Here is a 24,657-nt window from a genome sequence, read left to right as displayed (position 1 = left end):
TGGGAGAATATCAAGATGACAGCCACTTTGCAAACAAGCGAGCAACGTTACTGCACAGAAGAGCAATATTTAGCACTGGAAGAAACAGCAGAGTACAAAAGCGAATATCTCGACGGAGAAATTATTCCTATGACAGGCGGATCTACCAATCACAATCAAATCGCTGGCAATTTGTACATTGCTTTGAGTCTTGCTCTCAAAAAACGAAATTACCGCATCTTCATCGGTGACGTGCGTCTGTGGGTACCAAAAGTCAGACTTTACACTTATCCTGACGTAATGGTAATTTTGGGAGAACCAGAGTACCACAACAATCGCACGGATATGATTACCAACCCTCAAGTGATTGTGGAAGTTTTATCAAAGTCTACTAAAAACTACGATCGAAGTGACAAGTTTGCATTTTACAAAACTCTTTCTACTTTTCGAGAATATATTCTGATCGATCAAACACAAATTAAGGTTGAGCAATATTCTAAAACCGAGAATAAAAGATGGTTGTATCGCGAGTATGACGAGGAAGATACGGCATTAGTGTTTAATTCCTTCCAGGTAGAAGTTCCTCTATCTGATGTTTACGAGCAAGTTAATTTTGAGCAAGTTGAGCAAGAAGATAGTCAAAAGGAGGAGTGAGGGTGATTCCCTACGGGATAGCTTCGTTAGCTTAACTTTACTCCGTACTCACTCGCATTCCTCGTCAACGTCAAATTAATCTTGGGTTAGCACAACGGTTAATTGTAGAGAATTTGAGTAGTTTTAATAAAGTTGTTCTGATATTTATTTGCACTCGTATTCTTGCCGATACCTTTCAATCGCTGCTTTCAGCTTAGAGTTAAGTTCTGGTGGATTTTCTATCGCTGAGGTAACAATTTCCCAATTTGGTTCGGAAAGAACGATCTGTTCTGGTTTAACTGGCATTTCTTGGGCTAGATTTAGAGCAACTTCGAGCAGATATTCGCTCAGACTAAGACCCCACAGGGTAGCTGCTTTTTCTAACAGTTCTTTTTGTTCCCGATCGATAGTTATCTCAAGGGTGCTTGTTTGGGGAGTTTGTGTAGGGGTTGACATATTTTTTCACTGAGAGCAAGGTTGGCTCATTTGATATTATAGCAATTTTTCAGATGGGCGATCGCACGCTTGTTGGAAAAGGGCGATCGCTCTTCCCTCGTGTTAAACTGAATAAGGGCGATCGTGTTAAGCAAGGAAAAAATAGCCGTGATGCGTATCCAATAAATAAATGTTGCTCAAATGAAGAAATAATTCATCTATAATTGAAAAAACATGACTCAAAATAACTTACTGTCTCGCATTTCAATCGACTCTAATATCTGCTTTGGCAAACCCTGTATTCGCGGTCATCGCATTTGGGTTTCTCTGATTCTTGACTTTCTTGCTAGCGGCATGACTTTGGAAGAATTGCTTGAGGAATATCCGGGAATTGAACGAGAAGACGTTTTGGCTTGTATTGCTTATGGGGCTGAGTTGGCAAGAGATTGTTATGTCGAAATTCCTGTGGGTGAAAAAAAGGTAGTTTTAAAGTGAAGTTAAAACTTGATGAAAATTTGGGCAGCATCCGCGTTGTTTCCATGTTACGTTTGGCTGGCCATGATGTTGCGACTGTACGGGAACAAAATTTGAGTTCAACACCGGATGAATTATTAATTGATATCTGTCGAAGGGAAGATAGATGTTTGGTGACTTTGGATAGGGGGTTTGGCAATCGCCTCCGCTACAATCCTTCTGATTATTCTGGGATTGTGTTACTGCGTCTGCCTTCTCAAGCGAAACCGCAAGATTTGCAAGCGGCAGTAGAAATATTAATTCGCGGATTGGATGCCGCAGAAGTTGCGGGTAAATTGTGGATTATCCGAGGGGAAAAGCTTTTGGAGTATCAAGCAATATCGTCAGATGAATCTGACTAAACAATTACCATAGATATTGTAGGGTGCGTCGCTATCGACAATCTTGAAATAGCGATCGACTAATTTTATTGTAGCAATAATGATAGCCAGATTGGAGCGTTTGATATCATAGCAATTTTTCAGATGGGCGATCGCACGCTTGTTGGAAAAGGGCGATCGCTCTTCCCTCGTGTTAAACTGAATAAGGGCGATCGTGTTAAGCAAGGAAAAAATAGCCGTGACACCTATCCAAGAACAAATTGTTGACAAACTGAAAAATTTCTCTGAAATCGAACTGCAAGAAATCCTCAAGTTTGCTGATTTCTTATTATGGCAGCAGAGAAAGCAGGAAGTAGCTTCGCCGCCAAAGGAAACTGGCAACAGCCAACCAGTAAATATGGATGAAGAGTGCGAGGTTCATTATATTGGTGGAGTCTTAGTCGTCAAAGCAGCATCAATAAAAACTGAAGAAGTAATTAATTGGGATACAATTATTCCCGATATGCGCGAAGAAAGAATCGGGAAGTTTATCTAAATCTGAATTACCCGATGCACTTCTGCTAACGGCAGTTCTAAAGATTCCGCAATTTGTTCAGCATTCAAACCCAGTTTTGCCAATTTAGGGACTGCTTCTAACTTAGCTTTGCGTTCGGCTTCTTCTAAAAGTTTTTGATAATTTGGATATTCTTTGACATCATTATCACTTTTATTATTTGATGCCGAGCGTTCTGACGAAAGTGATTCAGATTCTTGTGCGGGATTGGTACAAAAATTAATATGCCCAATTTGTACAGGACTTCCCATACTTGAGAAGTTTGCTACTCCCCATCTTTCTACCGTAGCGCGAAAGTTTGATTTGTTAATGTCTGCGCCCAGCGCAGTTGAGAGCATCTGCCATAGCTCATAGCTAGCATCCCTTACATGACCCTGACTACAGTGATATTCTTCCGCAATTTGTGCGTATTTCCGATTATTCAAGACTCCCTTGAGGATTGCTACTTGCAGGGTGTCGAGGTGTTTGCCAGTCTTGGCAAACACTAGCTCATCAATAGAGTTTAAGACCTGTTGGGCATCCATCAGCATATCTGAATACAACACTATTTTAATATAACCCGTTTTTTTCCGACTTTATCCGCTTTTTTCCGACTTGCCAAAGCTGCGATCGGTTGACATGATAAGTAGTATCAAGTTGGTTAAATTACTTACCAAATTATCGATGGGTGTATTTGGAGCGTCAGCCACAATACGGAATTGATATAGCCAACAGTTATTACTTCACTTTGTCAATATGAACAAGTTATTTCCCTTCGTTTTCCTCTCGTCTGTTCTCCTCTTTGCTACAACTGAAAGCACTTTTTATAAAGGTGTTAACGCTCAGTCATTCCAACGCAATCGCCCAGATTTAAACGGTCTTATAATTAGAAATCCGGGTAATAGTATGATTTTCTGGGTTGACCGTGGTCAGCGCCGCCATATCGCAGGTCCGAGTATATATGGAAGATTGTTTGTACCCAACCAGCGAGATTATTTAGACACCGATGCTGTTGAACCCGGACCATCCATAACAAATGATAACAGACTTGTCCGTTGTGGAGAAAACGGACATCCTTTGAAGAACCGCATATACCTTTTAGACCAGGGTACAAAAAGGCACGTTACCTCTCCAACTGTTATGAATAAGAATAACTTTAACGGGAAAGGGGTTAATACTATTGATTGTCCGGTTCTAGCTACGATAAAAGACGGAGATCCTATCCGGTAGAGTAGTCAAAAAGAAGCAAGGGTTGCAGACTTCATAACTGTCATTCTTCGCTGAACCTTTTAGCTACCACTAGAATAGCGATCGCGCATTTCTTTCAGGAAACCTCAACATTCTTTAAACATTCAAGTTGATCTGCAACCGAATTTCGTCGTTGACTCCTCCGCTGCAAAAGTGCATCTATTCCCGGATTAATCACTTTCTGAATTTCCCCATTTTCACCATAAATCACCACCTCAAGCCATTGCGCCTTTGCGGCTCCTACTGCATATTTAAGCGCAGCTTCCTGAGTAGGAAATAGTCTCTCAACTGACTCAACACTTGCCTCATTCACCGCCCACCCATTTGGATGAGGTGCTACGTGCAGTTTGTGATTCAATTCCTTCAATACCCGCTGCCGCAATCCAATTAAAGTAATGCCGACAATTGTTTCACTATCCTCATGATAGCGGGCGATCGCACCATCGCTAATATCCACAGCTACGCCCTCGCGCGGTTCTCCCAGCGAGATATACAGAACATCCGCTTCTTTATCGTAGAAACCTGTAATACTTGTGGAATCTTCGAGAATTTTTACTCTTGTGTCCATATTATTCGCTTATTTAAAATTTTATAAATAAGCAAGGGCATCCACAAGAGCATTGGTGTCAACTTAAGCCTGAAAATCTTTTTATCTCTCGTTTATAGCGGAGTCTCGATCCCCCTAAATCCCCCTTAAGAAGGGGGACTTTGAGCATTTCCGGTTCCCCCCTTCTTAAGGGGGGCTAGGGGGGATCGAAAGCCTAATCGTCAAACAGTAGAATTGTAATACATTTGACGCGGTTGTTAACACTAATGTCACAAGAGATGCCCTTACCCCACTCATAACCTAGGCGCCGACAGCTTCCTTCGCCGCGTACAACACCTCAGCATTGATGAGAGCAATTCCCCGATCGCGCGCGAACTTCTCAGTATTTCGCTTGACTTTCCCGCGCACAAAACCAGGGATTTTATTCAACTCAGCCTGTCCATCCTTCGTCCAATTCATATCCGAATCAGCCGAAATTCCCTTAGTAATTACTTCCTTGGTATCGTGGCCACCGAAGATTTCTAGCAGGTGGTCTTCCATGCCCAAAGTAAAGGAATTGTAGACCAAATCGACGCACTGATTTGTGCCTTCGTAACCCAAAAATGGCTTGTAGCCGATCGGGAAATTTTGGACATGAATCGGCGCAGCAATTACGCCGCAGGGAATATCCAAGCGCTTACCGACGTGGCGTTCCATTTGGGTGCCGAAAATGGCGGAAGGTTCGGCTTTGGCGATCGCATCTCCGATCGCCCCGTGATCGTCGGTAACAATCACCTCATCGCAATACTCGCTTACCTGTTCCCGGAACCAGTCAGCATCGTGTTTGCAGTAGGTTCCTGCCCACACAACGTGGATTCCCATCTCGCGAGCCAAAATCTTCGTCATGGCTGCTGCGTGGGTATTATCGCCAAATACAACGGCTTTTTTGCCTGTTAAGTTTTGACAGTCGATCGATCGCGAAAACCAAGCAGCCTGAGACACAAACCGCGTTTGTTGGTCAATGAAATTTTCGTAATCAACATCCGCACCTTGAGCATTCAAAACTTGCTGAATCTTCCGAATACAACGAGCAGTTTCTACCACACCCATGGGGGTAATATCCACCATTGGCGTACCGAATTCTGTTTGCAAATACTCTCCGGCCATCATCCCTAATTCGCGATAGGGAACCAGGTTAAACCAGGCCCGTGGCAGTCTTTTTAAGTTATGAACTGAAGCGCCTTCGGGAATAACTTCGTTGACTTCGATGCCCAAATCTGCCATCAAACGCTTCAACTCGGTGCAGTCGTGGTTGTTGTGGAAACCCAGCGTAGACATCCCGATGATGTTGACTGATGGTTTTTCGCTTTTGGTTTCTACTAAATCGCCTTTTTTGCGGGCTTTGTTGATGTAAAATTTGACGATTTGTTCTAAAGTGCGATCGGCTGCTTGGAGTTCGTTTACCCGATAGTGGTTAACATCAGCCAACAACACATCGCCTTTGGCTTCCAATTGAGCTCGCTCCACGAAGTTTTCTAAGTCTTCTTGCAGAATGCTGGAAGTGCAAGTGGGAGTCAAAACAATTAAATCTGGGTGTTCTTCTCTGTCTTTACGGGTGATATTGTCCACCACTCGTTCCTGGGAACCGCGGGCGAGTACGTGTCTGTCAACGACGCTGGTGGTGACTGGGGTGAAGTCCCGTTCTCTTTCCAGCATGGAACGCATGACATTGAAGTAATCGTCTCCTATGGGTGCGTGCATGATTGCATGGACGTTTTTGAAGGAACTAGCAACGCGCAGGGTGCCAATGTGGGCTGGGCCTGCGTACATCCAATAAGCCAATTTCATAGGTATTTTTCCTTGTGCTGGTTGAGAGTTGCTCGATCGGGCGATTACTGCTAAATTTTAGAGTTGTTTCCGATTCTCTCACCGAATGAATCCTTTAGAAATAGTAAGTTTCTCTAGATTTGTTGATTTGGGCGATCGGTCAAACCCTCTTCCTGCTAAGGATTTGACCCCTGAATAAAATAACTTTACTCTGCTTTTATTGCAATAATTCTTAACCTTTTGTCAATTTTCGTTAACACCTCGGCAAATTCAATTCCTACAACGTAGATATTAAATCTTGAACTGATTCCTCACAGCTAAATATTAATCAATTTGATTGATTTTTTAAAGCCTACTAGAAATACTATTAATATAGTAAAATACGCATTTATTTGAAAATTTCTTCCATACTGACGCAAAAACTGCAAGTCTTGTGATTAATCATACAAATTCCTGAAAAATCCGGTTGGGGCGGGGAAGTCCAGAATGATTATGCAGCGAGTATACAGCAATAATTTCATTCTTTAATCTAAAATACTATGAACTCTCTATGGCTGACTCCTGTGGATGCCAAAATCCTTACGGTGGGAGGCTACCGGTAGTGGTTTGCTGTCAAGGCCCACTTGCCCACGCATCCCAAAAAACAGCTCTTGAGTGATAATGGAGAGTAATATTAACTTAGCACACCTAATTTCAGAGAACCCAACTATGATGGCAATTCCCGGCGTTGCAGTTCTCGCTCTCATTTATGAAAGCAGCACATCCCTGGTTTACCGCGGCCGGGATGAGCAGAACAATCAGCCTGTTATTATAAAACTTATCAAAGAAGACTATCCGACTCCAGAAGAGCTGAATAGATATCGGCGCGAATATCAAATTACTGCCAGCTTAAAGTTAGACGGAGTGGTAACAGTCCACAAGTTGCTATCTGTGAGAAATAGTTTGGCAATGATTTTAGAAGATTTTGGCGGCGAATCTTTGAGAATCTTCATGGCTTCCCAAAAATTCACAACTTTAGGATTTTTAACTACGGCCATCAAAATTGCTGAAACCTTGGGAGAAATTCACGCTAAAAATGTAATTCACAAAGATATTAACCCTGGTAATATTGTTTTTAACTCAGCTACAGGTAAAGTCAAACTAATAGATTTTAGTATTTCCACGGCCAGCGAATTCGATAACATTCCCAATAAAGACCCTAATTTTTTAGAAGGTACTTTAGCCTATATGTCGCCGGAACAAACCGGTAGAATGAACCGGGTAATAGATTATCGCACCGACTTCTATTCCTTGGGTGTCACCTTCTATGAAATTCTGGCAGGACAACTCCCTTTTAACACAGCAGATCCCATGGAGTTGGTTCATTGTCATATCGCTAAACAGCCAGTACCTCTTAAGGAAATTGCACCGGAAATTCCTCAAGCTGTTTCAGATATTGTGATGAAATTGTTAGCCAAAACCGCTGATGAACGCTATCAAAGCGCCTGGGGACTGAAAGCAGATTTGGAATCTTGTCTGTTTCAGTTGCAGACATCCGGGTTGATTTCTGAGTTTACTCTTGGTAGTCAAGATATTTCCGATAAATTTAAAATTCCTCAAAAACTATACGGCAGACAGCGAGAAGTAGAAACTCTTTTAGCAGCATTTGAACGGGTAGCAGCCACAAATTATCGTTCTAACCGTCGCACCGAACACTCTCAAATTGCTGTGATTAATAAAGATATAAAATCCACGGCAGAAACTTCCCAATTATTGCTAACAAGAAGAGAATATCATAAATCTCGCAGCGAGATGATGCTAATTGCTGGTTATTCCGGTATTGGCAAATCCGCCATGGTGAAAATTTTAGAAAAACCGATTACTTGCAGACAGGGATATTTTATCTGGGGTAAGTTTGACCAGTACAAAAGGACGATTCCTTACTCGGCGGTTGTGATCGCTTTTTCAGAACTGGTGCGACAGCTTTTAACTGAAAGTGAAACGCAGTTAGCAGTATGGCGGGAAAAACTTCGTAGCGCTTTCGGCCAAAATGGGCAAATTATTATTGATGTCATTCCCGAAGTAGAACTGATTGTGGGACCTCAGTCTCCTGTAGTTGAATTAGGGCCAACGGAGTCTCTAAATCGCTTTAATCTGGTTTTTCAAAATTTTATTCGCGTATTTTGTCAGCCAGAACATCCTCTGGTAATTTTTCTGGACGATTTGCAGTGGGCTGATTCGGCAACTCTCAAGTTGATCGAATTGATGATGACAGATGAGGCTACGCAATATCTGTTTTTAATTGGGGCTTATCGCGATAATGAAGTCAGTCCCACTCATCCTTTAATGATGACTGTGGAGACGCTGCGAAATCAAGAAGCAATTGTCAATCAGATTGCTTTATTGCCACTGGGAGTGGACAATATAACTCATTTGATTGCAGAGACTTTGCATAGCGATCGAGAATCTGTCAAACCGTTAGCTGAGCTTGTTGTCAGCAAAACTGATGGCAATCCTTTTTTTGTAAATCAATTTTTACATACATTATATCAAGAAGACTTGCTGGTTTTTCATCCGCCTCTGTCGGGAAATAAAGGCGGCTGGCATTGGGACATAAATCAAATAGAGCAGTGCGCTATCACTGATAATGTGGTAGATTTGATGGTGCAAAAGTTAAGAAAACTGCCTAGTTCCACTCAGCAAGTTTTGCGTTTAGTAGCTTGTTTGGGTAATGAATTTGACTTAAACACCCTGTCTTTAATTAATGAAAAAGAAGCTTCAGAAACTTTTTCCCAGTTGTTACCAGCGATTAAGTCGGGATTGATTTTGCCAAGTTCGGAGTTGGAAAGTAAGTCCTTAGATTATGTAATGTTTCCGCTGTTAATTCTCAATTATAAATTTTTACATGACCGGGTACAACAAGCAGCCTATGCTTTAATTGATGATTCGGAAAAAAAAGCTGTTCACCTGAAAATAGGTAGGCAAATATTAGAAAATACTCCTACTGAATATCGGGCTGACAGAATCTTTGAGTTGGTCGATCACTTGAATGTGGCTCGAACTTTAATCGGGGAAGATAAAGAATTAATTGAACTGGCGACGTTGAATTTAGACGCGGCGAGGCGAGCGAAAGATGCCACAGCTTATGTTTCAGCTTTGCAGTATTTAACCGCAGGTATGGACGGCTTGACGGAGGATATTTGGGATTCCCACTATGACTTAGCCTTTGCTTTGCATATGGAACGAGCAAATGTTGAGTATTTAAACGGTTATTTTGAAAAATCCGAAGGGTTTATCAATATAACTTTAAAAAAAGCCCGATCGCCTTTAGAGAAAGTAGAAATTTACAACCTACTGATCGTACAGTACACCCTGCGCGCCAAGTACGAGGATGCAGTCAAAGCGGGCATCAAAGCCTTGAACTTGCTGGGTATCGATTTACCCCTAGATGGGCTGCAAACCGTGATTTCTGAAGAATTTGAGGCAGCCAAGAGCATTTTGGGCGATCGCGAAATTGCTTCATTGATTGACGCCCCAGAAATGACTATCCCAGAAAAAAAAGTTGCCGTTAAATTAATCACAAATTTACTAACATCCGCCTACCTAAACAATCCAGATTTGTGGAAAGTCAGCGTATTAAAAGGACTAAATCTGTCTCTCAAATACGGTTTAGTTCCCGAAGCATCTCTTTGTTACGCAGGTTATGGTATGTTTTTAAATGCGGTTTCAGGAGATTATAAAACCGCCTATCAATTTGCCATGCTGTCCCTGAATTTGAGCGAAAAATCTGGGAATTTGGGTCTAAAATGTCGAGCTTGTTCATCTCTGGTCAGTATTTTTCATTACTGGTTCAATCATATTAAAGAAGCTTACGCAATTAGTAATGAAGGATATCAAGCGGCCTTAGAATCGGGGGATTTAGAATATGCAGGTTATATTCTGTCTAACCGCATCGCGAATTATTTCTTTCAAGGCAGAGATATTGCCCAAGTGCTCGCAGATACCAAAGGATATTTGCAATTCAGCCAAAAAACCAAAAATCAACTGGTAACGGATACATTATTAGGAGTTGAGTTAATCCTCCGAAACCTCAGCAAACTCACTACGGACAAACTGGTTTTTGAGAACGAAGAAATTACCGAACTTGAGTATGTATACAATTGTCAAGCCCATCAAAATTTGTACTCGTTGTGCTTGTATCAAATTCGGAAATGTCAGGTATTATACTTGTATGGTAACTACAAGGAAGCATTACAATTAGCTTTGGAAGTAGAAAAGCAGCTTTCCTTTATTACAGGAGCTATACCCGCAACCGAATGGAATTTTTACTTTTCGTTAGTGCTAATCGCTGTCTATCCCAATGTTTCTAAATCAGATCAAACGCTGTATTTAGAAAAATTAGAAAAGAATCAAAGAGAGATGAAAATTTGGGCAGACAACTGTCCAGAAAATTTTCTTCACAAGCACGTTTTAGTGCAAGCAGAAATAGCCAGAATTTCCAAAAAAGACTCAGAAGCTGTAGAATTGTACGACTTCGCCATCACTTTAGCTCAAGACAATGAGTTTGTCCAAAATGAAGCCTTGGCTAATGAACTAGCCGCCAAATATTGGTTAAATAAAGGCAAATATCAATATGCTAAAATTCACTTACGGGATGCTCATTCCTGTTACCAACGCTGGGGTGCCGCGCGAAAAGTAGATGATTTAGAACAAAAATATCCCCAGTTGCGGGAAATGACACCTCTCAACGGCAATTTTGCCCTCAACCAAACTACCACAACTATTCATACTTCTACTGGTAGCGATGCGAGGGCGCTGGATTTAGCAACGGTAATGAAGGCATCTCTGGCAATTTCTAGCGAAATTGTCCTGGATAAGTTGCTGGCTTCTTTGATGAGAATTTCCCTGGAAAATGCTGGTGCTCAATTAGGTTTTCTGATTTTAGTTAGAGAGGGAAAACTGTTAATTTTAGCGAAAGCTTCAGTATTTGCCGAAGATGTTACGATGTTCCCATTTACGCCTCTTGAGGAATGTCAGGATTTACCTGTGACGGTGATTAATTATGTGGAAAGGACTCGCTCAGACTTGGTGTTGAGCAATGCGGCAGCGGAGGGACTATTTACGGCAGATCCCTACGTCGCCCAGCACCAACTCCAATCTATTTTGTGTACTCCCATTGTGAATCGAGGGAAACTGCTCGGCATTCTTTATCTGGAAAATAATTTGACTATCGGTGCTTTTACTCCTCACAGATTGGAAGTTTTAAGGTTGCTTTCTTCCCAAGTTGCTATTTCTTTAGAAAATGCTCTGCTTTACAATTCTGTGGAACAGAAAGTGCAAGAGCGGACGCAGGAGTTAAATGAAAAAAATGAGAGTTTAGAACAAACTTTGCGGGAGTTAAAACTCACTCAAGCTCAATTGATTCAAACCGAAAAAATGTCTAGTCTGGGACAAATGGTGGCGGGTGTAGCTCACGAAATTAATAATCCTGTAAGTTTTATCTATGGAAATCTGACACCAGCGGGCGAATATGTCCAAGATTTGCTGAAATTGATTGAGCTTTACCAGCAGCACTATCCAGACCCTAGCGATGAAATTATCGATGAGATTGAAACTATTGAACTGGAATTTTTGATCGAAGATTTGCAAAAGTTGCTGGATTCTATGAAGGTGGGAGCTGAAAGAATTCGCGATATTGTGTTGAGTTTGCGGAATTTTTCGCGCCTAGATGAAGCGGAAATGAAGTCGGTTGATATTCATCAAGGGATTGACAGTACGGTGATGCTGTTGCAGCCTCGTCTGAGAAAGGAGGGCGGGCGTTTGGGGATTGAGGTGATTAGAAATTACGGGAATTTGCCGCTAATTACTTGTTATGCGTCGCAGTTGAATCAGGTGTTTATGAATATCTTGACTAATGCGATCGATGCGCTGTTGTTGGTAAGAGATAGCCCGGAAAATTATCAACAAAAGCCTGCTATTACGATCGCCACGGAGGTGACGGACCGGAGTTCGGCGATAATTAGAATCCGGGATACGGGTCCTGGGATGACAAGGGAGGTGCTGCACAAGATTTTTGACCCGTTTTTTACGACTAAACCGGTGGGTTCTGGTACGGGTTTGGGATTGTCTATTTGTCACTCGATTGTGGTGAGTTCTCATGGTGGGAAATTGACTTGTGTTTCTGCGCCGGGAGAGGGGAGTGAGTTTATTATTGAAATTCCCATCGCCCCACGGCAGGTGATGTAAAAAACATAGCCCAGAACACACTTTATACTCCCTGCTGGCACTGGAAAGTTGGGGATTTGAGCATTTTGACAGATGACTTAATTTGACTTAAAACCGAAAATTGCCATAAGTCACTCGATCGGGTGAGTCTCTAGCATTCGGCGAACAGGGATGCCCGATCGCTCACTTGTGTAGTACACTTGTAACTTAGCTGCCTACAGAGTACAGTTTCAGATTTAAGTGTTTGCAAGGGTTCTATCTCAACAAAAATTTATGGCCAGCTTTCGGGACATCTTAAAATACTACAGCCACTACTGGAAAATTTCAGTTTTGAGCATAGGCGCATCCAGCCTGTTGGCACTAGCCGATTTGCTTGCGCCCTACGCGATCGGTCAAACATTAAACGTATTGTCGGGTAAACCTACAGACAATGTTACCCAAAAACTGATCTCCGCGATCGCCTCTGTTACCCAGCAACCAGTCAACCAAACATTATCACTGGCCGTCTTGCTGGGGTTAATTTTTGTGGTAAGTGTAGTAAAATCACCGATCGAACCTTGGGTAGGAAATTGGTTCCACTGGGTAATACCATTGACAGCTAGGCGCGATCAAATGAGAAATGCGATCGGCAAAATCCTCACCTTACCCCTAGAATTCTACGACGAAAACAACGCCGGACGGATTTCCAGTCGCATCGCCAAAGGCGTCGCTAACTACACCTGGACCTACCCAGAAATTGCTGGGGAATTCATCCCCGAAGTCGTCCGCTTAATTGGCATTTTTGCAGTCATCTGGTTAATGGAGTGGCGAATTGGCTTATTAATTTTGCTTTCCTTCCTCTTGATCCTCGGTTTCACCCTCAAAGGTTTGCAAGAGGTTACTAAGCGGGAAGAAATTCTGGATGAATACATCGAAGATACCGAAAGTCGCAACTCGGAAATTATCACCAACATCAAAACAGTCAAAGCTTTTGCGACAGAAACAGAGGAACTAAAAAGGCAAACCACCAGACTCGATCGCGAATTAAAAGTAGTGATCCACCGCATTCACAAAGGATACGTCACCCTGGGGACATACCAGCAGACATTTGTCCAGTTGTGTTTGTTTTCTGTTCTCGGTTTTAGCCTCGCAGCCACGGTGGGAGGCAAAATTTCCATCGGATATTTTGTTACCATCTACACTTTGGCAAGCATGGCCTATTCCCAACTACGGCCGATTAGCATTATCGCCGAAGTATTTGCCCGCCGCTATGCTTCCATGATCCGGTTCCATGAGTTTATGGAAACGTCAGAGGGTGTAGATGCGATTAATTTAGCAGAAAATGCTAGAGCCGCACAGCCACCTTATAAATTTACTGGTAAGGTTGAGCTTAGCGGTTTGACATTCGGTTACGACAGTGAAAAACCTGTGTTGCAGGATGTGAATTTATTGATTCATCCCCGTCAAACCATAGCATTAGTAGGGCGATCCGGTTCGGGGAAATCGACTTTAGTGAAACTGCTGTTTCGCTATTTTGAACCCAACTCCGGGCGGATTCTGATCGATGGGGAAGACATTCGCAGCTTAGATGTGACTCGTTACCGCCAGCGTTTAGCCATTGTTCACCAAGAAGTAGACGTTTTTAACGGTACTTTGCTCGAAAATCTGACTTACGGAAACAGAAGTGCCACTTTCGAGCAAGTTGAGGATGCTTGTCGCATCGCCAAAGTAGACGATTTTGTACAGTTGTTGCCCCACGGTTACTATACCGTGGTTGGGGAGCGAGGAATGCGCTTGTCCGGTGGTCAGCGACAGCGATTGGGTATTGCTAGGGCGCTGTTAGTGGAGCCGGATGTGTTAATTTTCGATGAGGCTACTTCGAGTTTGGATTATGAAAGCGAGCGATCGATCCAGATAGCCATGCGAAATATCCTGGGTACGCGCACTACCATCATTATTGCCCACCGACTCAGTACCATTCGTGAAGCCGATGCGATCGTCGTACTCGATCGCGGTAGAATCGTCGAAGTTGGCAGCCACAACGAACTGTTGAAGCAACAAGGGGTTTACCGGAGGCTGCACTCCCTGCAAGAAACCGGCCAGTTGCTTGATTAGTCAAAGGATTTTGGGTTTGGGATTGAAATTTCCCAATTCCCGATCCCGGAGCTACGGTGTCCTATACCCCGTTTTTTACTTATATATTCCACGTATTTGATTAATATTTTAAATATGTTGTTGCAAACCCAGAAAATAGTGATAAGGTATTTAACTGTGGTGCAAATGGGTCGATGCCCGAGCGGTTAATGGGGGCGGACTGTAAATCCGCTGGCTACGCCTACGCTAGTTCAAATCTAGCTCGGCCCACCACTTTTTAATTAAAAGTTAAAATTTAAAAGTTAAAATTTTTAATTTGATATTTTTAATTGTTTATGCCCGTATAACTCAGTGGTAGAGTACCTCCTTGGTAAGGAGGAAGTCACGAGTTCAAATCTCGTTACGGGCTTACTGCGTCAAGGGTTTCAGGATAGCCAGAAAATACTTTTCCGGCTCCACTTTGGTGCTAATGGTTTTATCTCAACCATACTGTAGGAGTGCAAGTGGAGTCGATCGGATTTTTTCGATTCAAAACACTGTCCCGTCACTGGTTATCTGAATTGGCGGCACTCCACCAGCCCTCAATTCTCCGGCGATTTTCCGCCCCGCGCCCCAAGTTCCTCCTTGCAAAATTTTCACCAGTGGCAATTCAGTCGCATTCAAATCCAGCTTTTCTCGAATAGCTGCGGCAATTTTATCTAACAGATGCACCGTGAGCGATCGCCATTCTACTATCACCTCCGAACCCGGTAAATAACTCTCGGCAAAAATCCCTAAATCTTTTGCCTGCAATAGCCCAATATCCAAACAAAAACCGCCGTTGCGATACTCAGACAATCCCGTTAACTCATCTAATTCCACGACTTCTAAACCAAGCTCTTGTAGCGGTTCCAACAGGGAATAAGTTAACCACTGAGAAAGTTTGTGAAACGGCACAAATTCAGAGTGCTGATATTCTCCCAACAGAGCCGGATGTGGCCAAACATCGCCTAAATTCACACCTCCAATTACATATCTCCCAGGCCAAATTTCCCCAAATCCTGTCAAAACAGCGCTCAAAACTTCCTGGGCATTGATAGTTTTGAATCCACAAGAATGAGTATCCAGCAAGTATGCGGCCAAATTGCCAGGGCGCGGGTTTTCTGAGCCAAACAATAATGGATGTTGGCAAATCGCCTTTCCCAAACGCTGCAACAATTCTAATCTACCCCCTAAACCAACTAGCGGATTTTCTTGACTTACTTGAAATCCCGTCGCTAAGGTTTCTAAGGTTAATTCAGAAAGTCCTAGAGCATCAGCTTGCCACGGAAAATCGGGATTGCTGGAAAAAAGACCTTGACAAAACATCCGAAAAGTGGCGACGGCTAAGCCTTCGGAGCGGCGGTAAATCTGTCCTGTTTCGGCTTCGCAATAGTGCCAATCTGCACCAGCACCGGCATCAAGCAACACACTGATAATTGCTAAGTCAAATTTGATTTGAGTCTTTTCCAGGAGTGTAAATTTTGCTATTGCTAGATCTAATTGAGCGAGTCGGGGCTGGTTTCCCACTTCAAAATGCCGCCAGCGACTGTGAAAGGGTATCTGGAAATCGGGATACTGTTCCCTAGTTGTCTCCATCACATAATTGGCGGCTTGGTCGAGTTTGGTTAAATCGATGCGGAAATGGCGGAGTTTATCTTCGGAGGCTAAATTAAACAGCCGATCGCACTTGTGGCGAATAGCAGCAGGTGTCCTCAGATATTCCACGGTTTCTAACTCTCTACTATTCAAGTTCATATAACTAGGAAACGGTAAACATCATTTTCTTTAAAAAAATCAAACTGACTATAATCTAAAATATTATCTAATATAACATTTTTATCGATTTTAATCAATTGATATTCCCACTTAGAACCGCTCACTTCCCGTTTGATTCTTTCAGAAACTATCACCGAATTTTTATCATATTTCGGAGAGACTATTTTGCTTAAATCTTCCAGTCTGTCAGCTATGTTAATATCTTTACCGTAGGTACAAGACCGAAATATATACAAATTTCCCTTAGCAACTCCCACCGACAACCCACAAGGTATTTGATGGGAATCGATAAAGATTTTCCAATTTTTACACAAACTTTCCATAGCAGCCAGGGCCGAGTGAGATTCCGGGAAAGTGAGCAGGTGTGAATCGCCAACTATACTGCGAATTGTGCCACCATATTCTTCGCAAATTGTTTTTTCAAAGGCATCAAAATTGGTGAGTAAATATTCTACATCTTTGATAGAATTAGATTCTTGATAGGCAATAAAACCTCTCAAATCAGCTTTGATGATGGCTTGATTTTCTACAATTCTCGTCTTATGACTTTGGTCAACTTTGTAGACTCTTTCAGGTTCGCTCATTCCTTTCAAAGAAAATTCATTGACGAAGGATGTTTGCACTTCTGCTTTATTGAGGGCTAACCAAGCTGCTTGGGATAAATATATTTCATCCTGGGGAGTAACAGATTCTATGCGAGCTGTTAAATTTACTGTATCACCAAAGATATCTTTATCTTGGTGTAAAACATCTCCTAAAGTAATTGAGACGCGAATCGCCAATCGTTCGTCATTGGATTTGCTAGATTGTTGTGCTCTCAATTGTTGCTGCATTTCTATGGCGGCCATAGCTGCGGCTGTCACACTCGGAAAAATCAGCCAAAATGAATCACCTTCTCCTTTAATCAAACTGCCTTCATTTCTGGTGCTAATATCTAAAATAAAAGTTTTGTGTTCGTTCAACAAGCTACTTAATTCCGACTGAGATAATTTTTTTACTCTGACGGTATATCCGCAAATATCTGTTTTTACTATCACAGTAGAACGTAAATTAGCCATAACCTGCCTTGAGCGCTCAAAAAAAATAGCAATGAGTTTGATTTGACCAAGATGCGATGAATCGCGATCGAGCTCACATCAATCTTCCAAATCTCGTCCTTTAGTTTCTGCGAGGATTGTAGCATCGGGTACTCCCGATGGAGTGTAGTAGCCAGCAGCTTTTTTAGCGATGATTTCGACTTGTGCATCTGCGGGAATCCGATCTTCGGGAATGGGGATGCGATCGACTACTTGAATGCCAGAATTGACAATTGCATTGTATTTGAGATCGCTCATCGAAACTAAACGGTCAATCCGAGAAATTCCCAACCAGTGCAACACATCTGGCATTAGTTCTTGAAAGCGCATATCTTGAACTCCAGCAACACATTCAGTGCGAGTAAAATACTCATCTGGGCGATCGCCTCCAGTCTGCCTTTTCCTCGCATTGTACACCAAAAACTTAGTTACTTCACCCAAAGCTCTGCCCTCCTTGCGAAAGTAAAGAATTACCCCCGATCCCCCTGCTTGTGCTGTTTGGATGCACATCTCAATTCCGTGTACCAAATAAGGACGACAAGTACAAATATCAGAACCAAAAACATCTGAACCATTACACTCGTCATGTACTCGTACCGCCAACTGCTTCTGTGGGTCAGAAATATGAGCTACATCCCCAATAATATAAACTGTAGTTCCCCCAATCGGCGGCAAAAAAACCTGCAATTCTGGTCGCTTCACTAAGTCGGAAAACATTCCCCCTGTTTGCTGAAACAGCACGCGACGGAGAACTCTTTCTTCCACACCAATCCGATGAGCAATTCCAGGCAAATACCAAACTGGATCGATCGCGATTTTGGTTACTGCTAAATTTCCGCCAGCTTTGACAATTTTGCCATCAATTAGTACCCGATTTTGGGCAATAGCTTCTTGAAGTTCGGGCAGATTAATGTGAGCTTTTGTCACTGCAATTGTCGGTCGAATATCGTATCCCTGCTGATAAAACGAGGTGTAAATTTCGCTAACCAAAGCGCCAAAAGGATCGAGAGAAACAATCAAGTTAGCATCACCCCAACTGGGGTGAGGTCCGATGTCGGCGGCGGGAGACGTGTTAGTAAAATCGGGGCGGTGATTTGCTTGGAGTGTCCCCTTGGCTACAGCTAGCGCCCGATAGACAGAGTAGGAACCGGAGTGAGTGCCGATCGCATTGCGGTGAGAGGATTTGCTGAGACTAGCAATCACGGGGCCTCGTTTCAGCGGATCGATTTCTCCCCAATAAATAGGAAGAGGTTTTCTGGGAGATATCTTGGGGTGAGAACTTAAAAATATATCCTTGGGTGTTGACACAGTTTTTCTGGCTCTAGTTATGGATGCTGCTAAAATCTAAAATCGATTGACTAGGGAAATTTTCTCAAAAATTAAAGATTTTTCATTTGTGATTCAGCGATCGGGGCTAAACTGCCAATAATCAAGGTACATACTCTACCCTAGTTTATCTAGTAATTTTATCTGACTTTTGGCTGATTTTTAGGCAGGAAAATACAGCAAAATACAGAGGAGACGGAAAAATTAACAAACAGATAAGTTGGGGAATTATAGAGGTTTACAACTCCTGAAATAGTTGCTATAGTTACAAATGATAGCACTAAATTATCCATAAATATTAACTCATAGATTGAATGTTGCCAAGTACATCTAATTATTTGCTAAAAAATGCTTGCGTGCCGATGTCTCTGTTGGAGATTCCATCGATCGCACTCAAGTCAGATCCAGTCGCAGTCAGAGAGACTGGCGAGGGTTTGTGTGTAGTGGATGTGGAAATTGGCGCCGGGGCGATCGCCAAAATTACCCATTCCGGTAAGCAACCTTTATCAGAAGTTGCAGATATCCCAGTGGTAGATTGTCGAGGAGGGCTAGTTTGGCCTTGCTTCGTGGATCTACACACCCATTTAGACAAAGGTCATATTTGGGAAAGAGCACCCAATCCCGATGGTACATTTGCCAAAGCAATCTTGACAGTGGGCGCTGACACTCAAAAAAACTGGAACCCAGAAGACATTTATCGGCGGATGGAGTTCGGGATTAAGTGCAGCTACGCCCACGGCACCAAAGCCATCCGCACCCACATCGACAGCGGAGGCGAACAGGGAAACTTTAGCTTAGCAGCATTTGAAGAGTTGCGGACACAATGGGGCGATCGGCTAATTTTGCAAGCAGTTTCCCTAGTGTCCCTGGAATATTTACTAACACCAGCAGGCGAAAAATTAGCCGATAAAATGGCAGAAATAGGCGGTATTTTAGGCGGTGTTGCCTATATAAATCCAGACCTAGACCAACAACTAGATCGAGTTTTTGCCCTGGCTAAAGAACGAGGCTTAAACCTCGATTTCCACACCGATGAAAATGACGATCCAGAATCAGTAACATTGCGACAAGTAGCCAAAACAGCCATCCGCCATCAATTCCCAGGTAAAATCATCTGCGGACACTGCTGTAGTTTAGCCGTCCAACCCCCAGAATTAGTAACAGAAACTATCACCTTAGTCAAGGAAGCCAATATTGGCATTGTCAGCTTACCAATGTGCAATCTTTATCTCCAAGACAGACAAGCCCAGCGGACACCGCGCTGGCGGGGAGTGACGCTGGTGCACGAACTCAAAACAGCAGGAATTCCCGTTGCTTTTGCTAGCGACAACTGTCGCGACCCCTTTTATGGATTTGGCGACCACGATGTTTTAGAAGTCTTCAATATGGCAGTCAGAATCGCTCACTTAGATAGACCCTATGGAGATTGGCCCCGTGCAGTGACCAAGACTCCGGCAGATTTAATGGGATTGCCTAAATTGGGGAAAATAGCAGTAGGTTTACCAGCAGATTTGATTTTGTTTAAAGCCAGGAACTACAGCGAATTATTATCTAGGTCCCAGCGCGATCGCACAGTGTTGAGACAAGGCATTAAAATAGATACAACCTTGCCAGACTACCGCGAACTAGACGACTTGCTAGCAACTTAAACTTATAACAATCCTCACATCAACTGTCAACTATTTCTCTTTCCTTCTCTTCCTTCGCGTCTTCGCGGTTCGTTAAAATCCATCGCTGTAATCTTGTCAATTCACAACTAATTTGATATAAATATAAAAGCTAATTTAATGGAGGTGATTTTAAATGAAAGCAGTTATTTTATTGTCGGGAGGGCTGGATTCCTCAACAGTTTTGTATCAAGCCAAAGCCGACGGCTGCGAATGTTACGCGATTTCCTTTGACTACCAGCAAAGACACCGGCGGGAGTTAGATTCAGCAAGAGCGATCGCACTTTCGGCTGGTGTTAAAGCACATCAGATAGTCAACTTTGACCTCACATTGTGGGGAGGTTCGGCGCTGACGGATAATCAGATGGATTTGCCGATCGACCGCACTTTGGGAGAAATGTCTCAAAACATCCCCAGTACCTACGTTCCAGCTAGAAATACCATTTTTCTCAGTTTTGCCCTAGCCTACGCCGAAACCCTAGGAGCTCAGCGAATTTATATCGGTGTCAACGCTTTAGATTATTCCGGCTATCCCGACTGTCGCCTCGATTATATCCAAGCCATGCAGGAAGTATTTCGGTTAGGAACCAAGCAGGGAAGGGAAGGAGAAGTTATTAAGATTATAACACCTTTGATTGAACTTAAAAAAACCGAAATTATTGAATTGGGTAACAAATTAGGAGTGCCTTGGGACCAAACTTGGTCTTGCTATGCAGGCGGGGAAAATGCCTGTGGGGTTTGCGATTCTTGTCGGTTGCGGTTGGCCGCTTTTGAAGAATTGGGGTTGCAAGATCCGGTTTCTTACGCTTAAATATGGCTGGCGCGCGGGTAGTCAGAAACCGGGTTGTTTCGAGTCTCTTCGCTGCCGCCCGCAGATATTGAGATTAATTGCTTGAGTTAAAAGTTCAACTGATTCTTTATATTGTCCTTTGCGACGGAGGTGCATTTGCAGAGATGCTGTACTTTGAGGAAGAAATGGATCTCCTATTCCTCTCTGACTTTCGTGAGGTTAAAGCTGAAGACATTGACAGTGCCTTTCGCTTTACTTACGCTTTTATGGAGGAGCAAGATATCTATATTCCCTTTGTACATTACGAAAATGTGAAGGCTGGCGATCGCGTTAATTTGCGCCCCAAAGGCCCGACGTTAGATAATTTAGTACGCAGCGACTTCGAGCGAGTAGATTATATAGGCATTAACTAAAAGATTCTGAACTATGAGCTTTCGCCACACCTTTTAACGCGCTATTCTTGCGCCCTTTTCCCACAATTTCCCCATTCGTCTGTCCAACTTCGCTGAAAGTGCGATCGCCCGCCACCCCTGACAACAACTGAATTTGAATTTGATCTAACCGCGGCCCGCACACAGAAACCACCGCCAGTTCCACATTTTCGCTGCGCCACACTTCCCCCACCGCCGGCATTCTTTGCAACTGATAGCTCAAAAAACCTCCAATGGTTTGATATTCGTCAGTTACAGGCAAATCCAAATTCAATATTTGATTCACATCATCTACATTTAACTGCGCTTGCACCAAAAAAGTGCGATCGTTCAATACTTGCAAAGCTATTTCTTTACTATCTTGCGATTCGTAACTGCGGCCGATAATTTCCGCAATCAAATCCCGCAGCGTCACTAACCCGGAAATGCCCCCAAATTCATCGACTACGATCGCAATTTCTTCCGAGGAACCCTGCATCAAAGGTAGCAATTCTCCCAACAGCATCATCTCCGGCACAAACCTCACCGGACGCATCCACGTTAGAATAGGCGTGTCTGGTGATAACAAACCTTCGGCTAGCGGTTTAGCAAGTTGTTTGAAGTCTATCACCCCGATAATATCATCGAAGGAATCTCCTGTGATCGGATACCTAGAATGGTTGGAAATCGCAATTTCTGAGAGCAATGTTTGAAAAGTAGCAGTCTTGGGAAGCGCGACAATACTTGGCCTTGGCACCATCACTTCTTGTACCCACACTTCCCCAAACTCAAATACGTTGTTGAGCAATTCTCGTTCTTCTGCTTGTAAGCCGCTGGATTCTGTGGAAGTAGCGATAATTAATTGTAGTTCTTGGGGAGTCACTGGCCGATGGGTGACATCGTATTCAATACCCGCAAGCTGCAAGAGCGATCGAGTCGATTTATTGAGCAAGGAAACAAAGGGATTGAATAAACGAGCAATCTGTAAACTGGGAGTGCCTAGGCCTCTTGCTAATTGTTCGGAATAAAGTAAGGCTACAGATTTCGGCACCAGTTCGCCGAGTACGATTTGTAGATAAGCCAGCAGAAAAAAAGTGACTATGGATATGCTAAAAGAATGGGCGATCGATTCCTTGATATAAGTTGGCAGTGGCAAAAAGTGGATGGAAGCTCGGATCAGCACGGCGATCGTATCTTCCCCAATCCAGCCGAGAGCTAAACTAGAAAGAGTGATTCCCAACTGCATAGTTGAGAGCAATCGCTCAATACTTTGGATCAAAGATTGAACCGTCAGAGCCGGAACATCCCCCGCCTCAACTAACTGATTAATCCGCGAACGACGTACCGTCACCATCGAAAACTCAGCCGCCACAAAAAAAGCATTGATCGCTATCAGCAGCAGCACTGATAGCAACCGTGACAGCACCTCTGTCCAAGTCATAGCAGGCAACTCAGCCATCTCCTACACTCTCCTGACCCAGGCCTGTGGGAGTGATACAGATCCTCCATAGCAAGCTAAAATTGTTGACAATCCCCCTAACACGAACACAACAGGGGCAAGCATCTGCAAATATTTTCCCAATATTGAACTACTCACCGCTTACCTGGACTAACAGGTATAGCAGGGGACTTCCCGGCGCTGTAAGTTAATTCACTTCGGCACTGGAATGCCCGCTATTTGCAACTGAAGTTTTTGAGCTGGATAATCTGTCAGCGTCAGCGAAATTTCTTTACTATTTTCCAGTAAAGTTGTGGGAATACTAATCGTGCCGTAAAACACCTGCCCGTTGGGGGGCAGTTCCCCAGGCAAATCCTCGGCCGTCGCACTTAGGGGCTGGCCTTGGTTATTCGTGACGCTCAAGAAACTGTATAAAAACTTGACAGATTGGGAGCCTTCGTTCTTCATGCTCACGTCTAGCAGCATGGAGTTACCTCGCTGATTGGCTGCACTCACTTCTAGGGTGATTCCCCCGTCGCGACTGTTGAGGGGAAACTTGGTGCTGGGATTTTTCTCAGTGGCTGGTTTTTTGGCTGTAGCTGTTTTAGAGCTAGCCTTGTCTGTTTTGGTATTCCCTTGACCCGCTACTTTCTCAGGATCGCGACCTTCAATCCGTGCTTTGACGGTTTTGAGAATGTCTTTTTCTTTCAAAATGCTCACTTGGTCTTTGCTAGCTGGTGTTCCCTGTTTGCCACCTGCATTATTGCTGGGGCGAACGTCTGGTTGAGTAGTTCCTTTCAACGCTTCCCGACCTAAAGTAAATCCGAAAACAGAACTCGTCACACCAGCTCCCAACATCATAGTCAGTAGAATCAGAGTCAGCACTACCGTCGAATTCAGTACCATTACCTGTAAGTTCTATGCCAAGTCTTAGAAACTGCTTTGTTTGACCGATCGACTTCAACTTCGGGCTGATGGCGATCGGGCGTTGCAGATCGAAGATTGTGATTTTTGTTCTCTAGTTTTAGCACGGACTGGGAAATTATGTTATAATTCATTTTAAGTTCGATCGCACCAAGCGATCTAACGGCAGTTGGCCGAGCGGTTTAGGCAGCGAACTCATAATTCGCCTCAGGCAGGTTCAACTCCTGCACTGCCGATTTTGACAATACTTCGACTTCGCTCACTCAGGTTTGGGCGAGAGTTACCGTTTCCGTTAGACTAGGGGTCTGAGAAACTGGGTTTCTGTGGTCTCCTATCACTGTGTGTCTGTTGGCGCTCAGCAACGGGTCGATCGGCATATCAACCTTTAATTAACTCCACTCCGTCGCGCCCATCAATTTCTTGAACGTAGACTTTAACTTGTTCTTCCTTGGCGGTGGGCAACTTCTTACCCGTGAAATCCGGCTGAATCGGTACTTCTCGGTGTCCGCGATCGACTAACACTGCTAGCCAAATTTTCTCCGGTCTGCCATAATCATTTACTGCATTCAAAGCTGCTCGAATAGTTCTACCTTTATATATAACGTCATCTATCAATACAACAGTTTTGCCTGTCAAATCGAAGGGAATTTCGGTTTTGGCTGGTGTCCGCATCGCCACTCGATCCAAATCATCTCGGTAAAACGTAATATCCAGAGCACCTACGGATACTTTGACTTGTTCGAGGACTTCAATTTGAGCCGCCAGAATTTGAGCTAAAGGTACTCCTCTAGTATGAATACCTAACAAGACTAATTCTCCTGGGTGTCCCGATTTTTCCACTATCTGGGAAGCGATGCGGGTAAGAGTGCGTCGCACTTCATCCGGCGATAAAATTTCAATAATTTTAGTCATTGGTGG

At 43.4% G+C, this 24,657-nt stretch carries 20 protein-coding genes and 3 tRNA genes; 12 read left to right on the top strand and 11 right to left on the bottom strand.

What is annotated here, in order from left to right; all coding sequences use genetic code 11:
• Positions 1-15: 15 nt before the first annotated feature.
• Positions 16-633, top strand: a complete 618-nt coding sequence (locus tag AAFP14_RS09245; protein WP_341731977.1) for a Uma2 family endonuclease — start codon at positions 16-18, stop codon at positions 631-633.
• Between the two features lie 144 nt (positions 634-777).
• On the opposite strand, the gene AAFP14_RS09240 is transcribed toward AAFP14_RS09245, so the two are convergent.
• The gene (locus tag AAFP14_RS09240; RefSeq protein WP_341731976.1) at positions 778-1,068 is read right to left on the bottom strand and encodes a type II toxin-antitoxin system TacA family antitoxin; all 291 of its coding nucleotides are present in this window, start codon (positions 1,066-1,068) and stop codon (positions 778-780) included.
• Positions 1,069-1,281: 213 nt separating this feature from the next.
• Here AAFP14_RS09240 and AAFP14_RS09235 point away from each other — a divergent pair, with 213 nt between their 5' ends.
• Together AAFP14_RS09235 and AAFP14_RS09230 are read left to right on the top strand one after the other, a co-directional pair.
• Positions 1,282-1,542, top strand: coding sequence for a DUF433 domain-containing protein (locus tag AAFP14_RS09235; protein WP_015176393.1), 261 nt, complete (start codon positions 1,282-1,284; stop codon positions 1,540-1,542).
• A complete protein-coding gene (locus tag AAFP14_RS09230; protein WP_341731975.1) occupies positions 1,539-1,922 on the top strand; it encodes a DUF5615 family PIN-like protein in 384 nt (127 codons plus the stop codon). The genes AAFP14_RS09235 and AAFP14_RS09230 overlap by 4 nt, the downstream gene beginning before the upstream one ends.
• Here AAFP14_RS09230 and AAFP14_RS09225 read toward each other — a convergent pair.
• The gene (locus AAFP14_RS09225) at positions 1,905-2,126 is read right to left on the bottom strand and encodes a hypothetical protein (protein ID WP_341731974.1); all 222 of its coding nucleotides are present in this window, start codon (positions 2,124-2,126) and stop codon (positions 1,905-1,907) included. The two genes, AAFP14_RS09230 and AAFP14_RS09225, sit on opposite strands and share 18 nt — an antisense overlap.
• 13 nt (positions 2,127-2,139) lie before the next feature.
• Between AAFP14_RS09225 and AAFP14_RS09220 the strand changes: the two genes are divergently transcribed.
• Complete coding sequence (locus AAFP14_RS09220) at positions 2,140-2,436, top strand: hypothetical protein (protein WP_341731973.1); 297 nt, start codon at positions 2,140-2,142, stop codon at positions 2,434-2,436.
• Here AAFP14_RS09220 and AAFP14_RS09215 read toward each other — a convergent pair.
• From AAFP14_RS09215 to bchB, 3 genes are all read right to left on the bottom strand, one after another.
• The gene (locus tag AAFP14_RS09215; protein WP_341731972.1) at positions 2,433-2,978 is read right to left on the bottom strand and encodes a helix-turn-helix domain-containing protein; all 546 of its coding nucleotides are present in this window, start codon (positions 2,976-2,978) and stop codon (positions 2,433-2,435) included. The genes AAFP14_RS09220 and AAFP14_RS09215 overlap by 4 nt on opposite strands.
• Positions 2,979-3,757: 779 nt before the next feature.
• The gene (locus tag AAFP14_RS09210; RefSeq protein WP_341731971.1) at positions 3,758-4,249 is read right to left on the bottom strand and encodes a DUF2188 domain-containing protein; all 492 of its coding nucleotides are present in this window, start codon (positions 4,247-4,249) and stop codon (positions 3,758-3,760) included.
• A gap of 279 nt (positions 4,250-4,528) precedes the next feature.
• Positions 4,529-6,055 carry a ferredoxin:protochlorophyllide reductase (ATP-dependent) subunit B gene (gene bchB, locus AAFP14_RS09205; protein ID WP_341731970.1) on the bottom strand — a complete coding sequence of 509 codons (1,527 nt, stop codon included), beginning with the start codon at positions 6,053-6,055 and terminating at the stop codon, positions 4,529-4,531.
• Between the two features lie 687 nt (positions 6,056-6,742).
• Here bchB and AAFP14_RS09200 point away from each other — a divergent pair.
• The 4 genes from AAFP14_RS09200 (at position 6,743) to AAFP14_RS09185 (ending at position 14,720) form a co-directional block, all read left to right on the top strand.
• Positions 6,743-12,259 (top strand): trifunctional serine/threonine-protein kinase/ATP-binding protein/sensor histidine kinase, encoded by a 5,517-nt coding sequence (locus tag AAFP14_RS09200; RefSeq protein ID WP_341731969.1) that lies wholly within the window; start codon positions 6,743-6,745, stop codon positions 12,257-12,259.
• Positions 12,260-12,511: 252 nt separating this feature from the next.
• On the top strand, positions 12,512-14,332 hold the full coding sequence (locus AAFP14_RS09195) for an ABC transporter ATP-binding protein (protein WP_341731968.1): 1,821 nt from the start codon (positions 12,512-12,514) through the stop codon (positions 14,330-14,332).
• Positions 14,333-14,499: 167 nt separating this feature from the next.
• Positions 14,500-14,584 (top strand) — tRNA-Tyr (locus AAFP14_RS09190).
• A 64-nt stretch (positions 14,585-14,648) separates the two neighbouring features.
• Positions 14,649-14,720: transfer RNA gene (locus AAFP14_RS09185), tRNA-Thr, on the top strand.
• A 119-nt stretch (positions 14,721-14,839) separates the two neighbouring features.
• On the opposite strand, the gene AAFP14_RS09180 is transcribed toward AAFP14_RS09185, so the two are convergent.
• The 3 genes from AAFP14_RS09180 to AAFP14_RS09170 form a co-directional block, all read right to left on the bottom strand.
• A complete protein-coding gene (locus tag AAFP14_RS09180) occupies positions 14,840-16,087 on the bottom strand; it encodes a URC4/urg3 family protein (RefSeq protein ID WP_341731967.1) in 1,248 nt (415 codons plus the stop codon).
• The gene (locus AAFP14_RS09175; RefSeq protein ID WP_341731966.1) at positions 16,084-17,166 is read right to left on the bottom strand and encodes an adenylate/guanylate cyclase domain-containing protein; all 1,083 of its coding nucleotides are present in this window, start codon (positions 17,164-17,166) and stop codon (positions 16,084-16,086) included. Before AAFP14_RS09175 ends, AAFP14_RS09180 begins: the two co-directional genes overlap by 4 nt.
• Before the next feature lie 78 nt (positions 17,167-17,244).
• Entirely contained in the window at positions 17,245-18,492 is a 1,248-nt protein-coding gene (locus AAFP14_RS09170) for a GTP cyclohydrolase II (RefSeq protein WP_341731965.1), read from the bottom strand.
• Positions 18,493-18,824: 332 nt separating this feature from the next.
• Here AAFP14_RS09170 and AAFP14_RS09165 point away from each other — a divergent pair, with 332 nt between their 5' ends.
• The 3 genes from AAFP14_RS09165 to AAFP14_RS09155 all read left to right on the top strand — a co-directional run bounded on the left by AAFP14_RS09165 (position 18,825) and on the right by AAFP14_RS09155 (position 21,380).
• Entirely contained in the window at positions 18,825-20,159 is a 1,335-nt protein-coding gene (locus tag AAFP14_RS09165) for a cytosine deaminase (protein ID WP_341731964.1), read from the top strand.
• Between the two features lie 154 nt (positions 20,160-20,313).
• Positions 20,314-20,988: a 7-cyano-7-deazaguanine synthase QueC gene (gene queC, locus AAFP14_RS09160; protein WP_341731963.1), complete on the top strand. Its 675-nt coding sequence runs from the start codon at positions 20,314-20,316 to the stop codon at positions 20,986-20,988.
• 77 nt (positions 20,989-21,065) lie between these two features.
• Positions 21,066-21,380, top strand: coding sequence for a hypothetical protein (locus tag AAFP14_RS09155; RefSeq protein ID WP_341731962.1), 315 nt, complete (start codon positions 21,066-21,068; stop codon positions 21,378-21,380).
• Here AAFP14_RS09155 and AAFP14_RS09150 read toward each other — a convergent pair.
• Entirely contained in the window at positions 21,373-22,836 is a 1,464-nt protein-coding gene (locus AAFP14_RS09150; RefSeq protein WP_341731961.1) for a hemolysin family protein, read from the bottom strand. The genes AAFP14_RS09155 and AAFP14_RS09150 overlap by 8 nt on opposite strands.
• Positions 22,837-23,028: 192 nt before the next feature.
• The gene (locus tag AAFP14_RS09145) at positions 23,029-23,721 is read right to left on the bottom strand and encodes a hypothetical protein (RefSeq protein ID WP_341731960.1); all 693 of its coding nucleotides are present in this window, start codon (positions 23,719-23,721) and stop codon (positions 23,029-23,031) included.
• A gap of 181 nt (positions 23,722-23,902) precedes the next feature.
• Here AAFP14_RS09145 and AAFP14_RS09140 point away from each other — a divergent pair.
• A tRNA-Ile gene (locus AAFP14_RS09140) sits at positions 23,903-23,975 on the top strand.
• Between the two features lie 142 nt (positions 23,976-24,117).
• Here the strand turns inward: AAFP14_RS09140 and pyrR are convergent.
• Positions 24,118-24,651, bottom strand: coding sequence for a bifunctional pyr operon transcriptional regulator/uracil phosphoribosyltransferase PyrR (gene pyrR, locus AAFP14_RS09135; RefSeq protein ID WP_341731959.1), 534 nt, complete (start codon positions 24,649-24,651; stop codon positions 24,118-24,120).
• Positions 24,652-24,657 lie beyond the last annotated feature (6 nt).

It is taken from the genome of Microcoleus sp. EPA2 (genome assembly GCA_020882975.1).
In the GTDB taxonomy this organism is placed as follows: domain Bacteria; phylum Cyanobacteriota; class Cyanobacteriia; order Cyanobacteriales; family Microcoleaceae; genus Microcoleus.
The sequence above is the reverse complement of the archived record's forward strand: the minus strand, read 5'-3'. Positions and strand labels throughout refer to the sequence as shown.